Here is a 7,346-nt window from a genome sequence, read left to right as displayed (position 1 = left end):
CATCATCAAGATGGTCATGGCCATGCGCCACGGCGAACTCCCCGCCACGCTCAACGTCACCAGGCCCAGCGAACTCGTCGACTGGGCCGACGGCGGCGTCGAACTGCTCACCGAGCCGCGGCCGTGGCCTTCGGCGGACGGCAGGACCCGGCGCGCCGGCGTCTCCTCCTTCGGCATCAGCGGCACCAACGCCCACGTCATCCTCGCCGAGGCCCCCGCCGCGCCCCCGGCGCCCGGGACCGACGCCGGGGACACCGGCACCGACCCGCTGTGGGTGCTGTCCGGACGTACCGAACCGGCACTGCGCGCCCAGGCCGCCGCCCTCGTCGACACGCTGGACGCCCTCGACGAGGTGTCCGTCCGCGACCTGGGCCGCGCCCTCGCCACCACCCGTACCGCCCTCGACCACCGCGCGGCCGTCACCGCCGAGGACCACGCGGAGGCCGTCGCGGCGCTCGCCGCGCTCGGCCGCGGCGAACCGCACTCCGCCCTGACCCTCGGCACGGCACGCGCCGACGACGGCCTCGCCTACCTCTTCACCGGGCAGGGCAGTCAGCGCGTCGGCATGGGACGCGAGCTGTACGAGGCCGAGCCGGTGTTCGCCGCCGCCCTCGACACGGTGTGCGCCGAACTCGACGCCCGCCGCGCCGCCGTGCCCGGCATGCCGCCGATCCGCGAGGTGATGTTCCACGACGCGGAGGCGCTCGACCGCACCGAGAACACCCAGTGCGCCCTCTTCGCCCTCCAGGTCGCGCTGTACCGGCTCCTGGAACACCGGGGCCTCACCCCCGACGCCGTGCTCGGCCACTCCATCGGCGAGTTCGCCGCGGCTCACGTCGCCGGGATCCTCACGCTGCCCGACGCCTGTGCCCTGGTCTCCGCGCGGGGCCGGCTCATGCAGGCCCTGCCCTCGGGCGGCGCGATGATGGCCGTCCAGGCCTCGCAGGAGGAGGTCGGCGCGCTGCTCGAAGGCCGCGGGCACGAGGTGAGCATCGCCGCCGTCAACGGCCCCCTGGCCGTCGTGGTCTCCGGCGACGTCGAGGCCGTCGAAGAGGTCGCCGCCGCGTTCGCCGCCGCAGGCCGCAAGACGCGCCGGCTCGTCGTCAGCCACGCCTTCCACTCCCACCGCATGGACGGGATGCTCGACGCGTTCGCCGCCGTCACGTCGGCGGTCGCCTACGCGGAGCCGCGCGTCCCGATGGTGTCCACCGTCACCGGCCGGCCCGTGGAGGTCACCGCCGACTACTGGGTGCGGCAGGTGCGCCGGGAAGTGCGGATGTCCGACGGCCTGGCCACGCTCCACGACCTCGGGATGCGCACCTTCCTCGAACTCGGCCCGGACGGCGTGCTGTCGGCCCTGGGACAGGACGTTCTGGACGACGACGCGCTCGCTTTCGTCCCGGTGCTGCGCCGCGGCCGGTCCGAGCGCCGCACCCTCGCCTCCGCGCTCGGCTCGCTGCACGTCCGCGGCCGCAGCCCGGACTGGCGGGCCGTGTTCGGCCCCGGCCGGACGCCCGCCCTGCCCACGTACGCCTTCCAGCGGGAGCGCTACTGGCTGACGGCGCGCGGCACCGAGGGCTCGGCCGGCCACCCGATGCTCGGCCCCGCCGTCGAGCTCGCCGACTCCGGGCAGGCCGTGCTGACCGCCCGGCTCGGGCGCCGCACCCACCCCTGGCTCGCCGACCACGCTGTCCTCGGCTCGGTCCTGCTGCCCGGCACCGCCTTCCTCGAACTCGCCGCCCACGCGGGCTCGCAGACCGGTGCGCCGCGGGTCGCCGAACTCACCCTGGTCGCCCCGCTGGTCATCCCGGACGAGGGCCGCACCGAGGTGCAGGTCGTCGTGGCCGCGCCCGGCGACGACGGTCAGCGCACGCTGACCGTGCACGCCCGCACCGAGACCCCGGACGGGGCCGTCGAGCCGTGGACCCTGCACGCCACCGGCGCGCTCGCCCCGCACGACGGAGCCCCCGCGCCCGCCGCGTCCCGGCCCGCCGGCGAGGGCGAACCGCTGTCCGTCGACGGCCGCTACGCCGAACTGGCCTCCTCGGGCTACGCCTACGGGCCGGTCTTCCAGGGCCTGCGCGCCGCGTGGCGGCACGGCACCGACCTGCTCGCCGAGGTCGCCCTGCCCGCCTCCGTCACCGACGCCGCCTCCTACGGGCTGCACCCGGCGCTGCTCGACGCGGCCCTGCACCCGATCGTCATCACCGCCCTGGAGGACGGCGGACGCCGTCTGCTGCCCTTCTCGTGGCGCGGCGTGACCGTCCACCAGCCCGGCGCCCGTTCCGTCCGCGCCGTGATCACCGGCACCGGACCGGACGCGGTGTCGCTGACCCTGCTCGACGAGTCCCACGCGGTGGTCGCCGAGGTGGAGGAGCTCGTCCTGCGCCCGGTGAGCGACGCCGTGGCCGTGCCCCGGTCGCTCCACCGCCTGGACTGGAAGCCGGCCGCCGCGGACGGGGAGGCGTCCCCGTCGGCCGCCGCGCTCGGCGCCGCCGACCTCGGCGTCGGCCCCCGGTACGCCGACCTCGCGGCCCTGGCCGAGGCCCTCGACGCGGGGGTTCCCGCCCCCGAGGCGGTCCTCGCGCCGCTCGCGGACCTCGCGGACGGCTCGACGTCCGGCAGCGGGTCCGCCGCGCACCGCGCGCTCGCTCTGCTCCAGACGTGGCTGGCCGACGACCGGCTCGCCGACTCGCGCCTGGTGCTCGTCACCCGGGCGGCCGTGGCCACGGCTCCGGACGCCGACGCGGACCCCGGCCTCGCGGCCGTCTGGGGTCTGGCCCGCTCGGCGGAGACCGAGAACCCGGGACGGGTCGGGCTCCTCGACGTGGAGTCGCCGGAGGACTGCCGTACCGCACTGCCGCTGATCGGCACGGAGCCGCAGCTCGCCGTGCGGGGCGGATCCCCGCTCGTGCCCCGGCTCGTCCCGGCGACGGCCGGCGGTGCCCTGATTCCCCCGGCCGGTACGGCCGCCTGGCGGATGGTCGTGCGCGAGCGCGGGACCCTGGACCACCTGGCCCTCGAACCCTTCCCGGAGGCCCTGGCCCCGCTGGGCGACGGAGAGGTCCGCATCGCGATGCGCGCCGCGGGTGTCAACTTCCGCGACGTCCTGGGCACGCTGGGTCTCTACCCCGGCGACCCGGGCCCGCTCGGCCTCGAAGGGGCCGGTGTGGTCACCGAGGTCGGGCCCGGTGTCACGGGTCTCGGCGTCGGCGACCGGGTCATGGGCCTGTTCTCCGGGGCGTTCGGTCCGGTGGCCGTCACCGACCACCGGCGGGTCGCCGTCATGCCCGACGACTGGACGTTCGCCCAGGCGGCGTCCGCGCCCATCGTGTTCCTGACCGCGTACCACGCCCTGGTCGACCTCGCGGGCCTGTCCGACGGCGAGCGCGTCCTGATCCACGCTGCGGCCGGCGGCGTCGGCATGGCCGCCGTCCAGCTGGCCCGGCACCTGGGCGCGGAGGTCTACGGCACGGCGGGCCCCGCCAAGTGGGACGCGCTGCGTGCCCTCGGCCTGGACGACGCGCACCTGGCGTCCTCGCGCACCCTGGACTTCGAGGCCGCGTTCGGCGCGGCCACCGAGGGCCACGGCATGGACGTCGTACTGAACTCCCTCGCCGGTGAGTTCGTGGACGCGTCCCTGAGGCTGCTGCCGCGCGGCGGTCGCTTCGTGGAGATGGGCAAGACCGATCTGCGCGACCCGGTGCTCGTCGCGGCCGACCACCTCGGGGTGGACTACCGCTTCTTCGACCTGCTCCAGGAACCGACCGAGCGGATCGCCGAGCTGCTCACGGCCGTCCTGCGGCTGCTCTCGTCGGGCGCCCTGACTCCGCTGCCGCTCAGCACCTGGGACGTCCGCCGGGCACCCGAGGCGTTCCGCCACGTCAGCCAGGCGCGTCACATCGGCAAGGTCGTCCTGACCCTGCCGGCTGCCCTCGACCCCGAGGGCACGGTCCTGGTCACCGGCGCCACCGGCGCCCTGGGCGGCCTTGTCGCGCGCCACCTGGTCACCGAGCACGGCGCGCGCCGTCTGCTCCTGGTCAGCCGCCGCGGCGCCGACGCCCCCGGTGCGGAGGAACTCTCCGCCGAGCTCACCGCGCTGGGCGCCGACGTCACCCTCGCCGCCTGCGACACCGCCGACCGCGACGCCCTCGCGCAGCTCCTCACCGGCGTACGGCTCACCGCCGTCGTCCATGCGGCGGGCGTGCTCGACGACGGCGTGATCACCGCGCTCACCCCCGAGCGCCTCGACATCGTGCTCGCCGCCAAGGCGACCGCGGCCCGTCACCTGCACGAGCTGACCGTGGACCAGGACCTCGCGGCCTTCGTCCTCTTCTCCTCCGTCATGGGTGTCATCGGCGGCGCGGGCCAGGGCAACTACGCCGCGGCCAACGCCTCCCTGGACGCCCTCGCCCAGCACCGGGCGGCGCAGGGTCTCCCCGCGCTCTCCCTGGCCTGGGGCATGTGGGCGGACACGGCCGGAAGGCCGGGCGCCGCCGGAATGGCCGGCAGCCTGTCCGAAGCCGACCGGGTGCGCATCGCCCGGACCGGCCTCGCGCCGATCGACCGGGCCGAAGGTCTGGCCCTGCTCGACGCGGCACTGCGCGTGGACTCCCCCGCGCTCGTTCCCGCGCCCCTCGACCGTGCCGCGCTCGGCGCGCTGGGAGCGCACCTGCCCACCGTGCTGCGGGATCTGGCTCCGGCCGCCCCGCGACCGGCACAGGCCTCTCCGGCCGCGGCGGCGCCCCGGCCGACGGAGACCCTGCGCGACCGGCTCGCCGCGCTGAGCCCGGCCGAGCGGGAGGAACTCCTCCTCGATCTCGTACGGGTGCAGACCGCCGCCGTGCTCGGGCGGTCCTCCGCGACCGGCATCCCCGCCGACCGGCCCTTCAAGGACATGGGCTGCGACTCCCTCACCCTCGTGGAACTGCGCAACAGACTGCAGAGCAGTGCCGGTCTGCGGCTGCCCGCCACCTTCCTCTTCAACTACCCGACACCGCTGGCCGTCGTGGCCCAGCTCCACACCGAACTGGCCCCGGCCGAAGCGGAATCCGCCGCCGACTCCGCCGGCTCGACGTCCGCACCCGGCCTGGCCGAACTCGACCGGCTGGAAGCGGCACTCGTCGAGCTACCGGACGACACGCAGGACGACGTCCGGGCCGAGATCGTCCAGCGGCTCCAGGCGCTGGCCGCCCGGGTACCGGCACAACGGGCCCCGGCCGAGGACGATCTGTCCGCACGCGTCCAGTCGGCATCGGTCGACGAACTGCTCGCGTTCATCGACACCGAACTCTGATCCCACGTCCGCGACGCCGGACCCACACCCTTCTCATCCTGATCGCTGCGCGCGGCGTGCTCCGGCACGCCGCACGGGCAGCCATGCCCGAACCCCGCGCACGCACGGCTCCACAACGCCTACGGGGGCATCATCACCATGACAACAACGGACAACGACAAACTCGTCGAATACCTGAAGCGCCTCACCGTCGACCTCCACCAGTCCCGTCAGCGGGTCCGTGAGCTGGAGGCGGGCAGCAACGATCCGATCGTGATCGTCGGCATGGGGTGCCGCTTCCCGGGCGGGGTCGACTCGCCCGAGGCGCTGTGGCGGGTCGTCGCCGAGCAGCGCGACGTGATCTCCGGTCTGCCGACGGACCGTGGCTGGGACCTGGACGGCCTGTACCACCCGGACCCGGACCACTCGGGCACCTCGTACGTACGCAACGGCGGCTTCCTGGACAGCGCCTCCGAGTTCGACCCGGCCTTCTTCGGGATCTCGCCGCGCGAGGCGCTGGCGATGGACCCGCAGCAGCGGCTGCTCCTGGAGACCTCGTGGGAGGCCCTGGAGCGGGCCGGCATCACGCCCGGCTCGCTGCACGGCTCGTCGACGGGCGTGTTCCTCGGAGCCATCGCGCAGGAGTACGGTCCGCGCCTCGGCGAGGCGAGTGCGGCCGCCACCGGCTTCGGCCTCACGGGTACGACGTCGAGCGTGGCCTCGGGCCGCGTCGCCTACACCCTGGGTCTCCAGGGCCCGGCCCTGACGGTCGACACCGCCTGCTCGTCCTCGCTCGTCGCCCTGCATCTGGCGGTCAACGCCCTGCGGTCCGGAGAGTGTTCGCTCGCCCTCGCCGGCGGCGTGACGGTCATGTCGACGCCCGGCATCTTCGTCGAGTTCTCCCGTCAGCGGGGGCTCGCGGCGGACGGCCGGTGCAAGTCCTTCTCGGCCGACGCGGACGGCACCGCCTGGGCCGAGGGTGTCGGTGTCCTCGTCGTCGAGCGCCTGTCCGACGCCCGACGCCTGGGCCACAAGGTCCTTGCCGTGGTGGCCGGTTCCGCCGTCAACCAGGACGGCGCCTCCAACGGCCTCACCGCACCCAGCGGCCCCGCCCAGGAGCGCGTGATCCGCGCCGCCGTGCAGGACGCCGGAGTCACCTTCGCCGGTGTCGACGCCGTCGAGGCACACGGCACGGGCACGGTCCTCGGCGACCCCATCGAAGCCCAGGCCCTCCTCGCCACCTACGGCAAGGAGCGCGAGGGTCAGCCCCTGATGCTCGGCTCCCTCAAGTCCAACCTGGGGCACTCTCAGGCGGCGGCCGGTGTCGGTGGCGTCATCAAGATGGTCATGGCGCTGCGCCACGCCGAGCTGCCCGCCTCCCTGAACGTCAGCAAGCCCAGCGAGCTGGTGGACTGGGCCAACGGCGGCGTCGAGGTGCTCACCGAGCCGCGTCCGTGGCCTGCCGAGGAGGGCAGGATCCGGCGCGCCGGCGTCTCCTCCTTCGGCATCAGCGGCACCAACGCCCACGTCATCCTCGCGGAGGCTCCGGCAGAGCAGCCGGACGACGAGGCGGCGGACGACGTCCGTCTGGACGGCGCTGCGTTGCCGTGGCTGGTGTCGGCGCGTTCGTCGGACGCGCTGGCCGAGGCCGCCGGACAGCTGGCCGCGTTCGTACGGGCACGGCCCGAGCTCAGCCCCGCCGACGTGGCACTGTCCCTCGCCACCGGACGCTCCGCCTTCGAGTCGCGGGCCGTTGTGCCCGGTAGCGACGGACCGGACGGGCTGCTCGCCGGCCTGGACGCCCTGGCCTCCCGGGAGGTCGAGGGCGAGAACGGGGTCTCCCCCGCCCGAGCCGTGTTCGTGTTCCCGGGTCAGGGCTCGCAGTGGGCCGGCATGGCCACGGCCCTGCTGGACTCCTCACCCGAGTTCGCCCGCGTCATCGACGCGTGCGAGACGGCCCTCACACCATTCGTGGACTGGTCCCTCACGGCGGTCCTGCGCGGCGAGGAAGACGCCCCCGGCCTCGACCGCGTCGACGTCGTCCAGCCCGCCTCCTGGGCCATGATGGTCG

The 7,346-nt window shown here is 75.0% G+C and carries 2 protein-coding genes; both read left to right on the top strand.

Translation table 11 applies throughout. The annotated features are described in order from the left end of the window. Window positions 1-16 precede the first annotated feature (16 nt). The gene (locus IE237_RS40200) at window positions 17-5,296 is read left to right on the top strand and encodes a type I polyketide synthase (RefSeq protein WP_229844283.1); all 5,280 of its coding nucleotides are present in this window, start codon (window positions 17-19) and stop codon (window positions 5,294-5,296) included. A 138-nt stretch (window positions 5,297-5,434) separates the two neighbouring features. After that, the coding region (locus tag IE237_RS40195) for a type I polyketide synthase (RefSeq protein WP_189807178.1) at window positions 5,435-7,346 on the top strand (1,912 nt) is incomplete at its 3' end.

It is taken from the genome of Streptomyces tanashiensis (assembly GCF_014648895.1).
Lineage (GTDB): Bacteria > Actinomycetota > Actinomycetes > Streptomycetales > Streptomycetaceae > Streptomyces > Streptomyces tanashiensis.
Note: the sequence above shows the minus strand (reverse complement) of the source record. Positions and strands in the feature narration are given on the sequence as shown.

Excerpts from the sequence above, each read along its gene's own strand:
- IE237_RS40200 (WP_229844283.1), top strand. The coding sequence starts at position 17 with ATGGCCATGCGCCACGGCGAACTCCCCGCCACGCTCAACGTCACCAGG.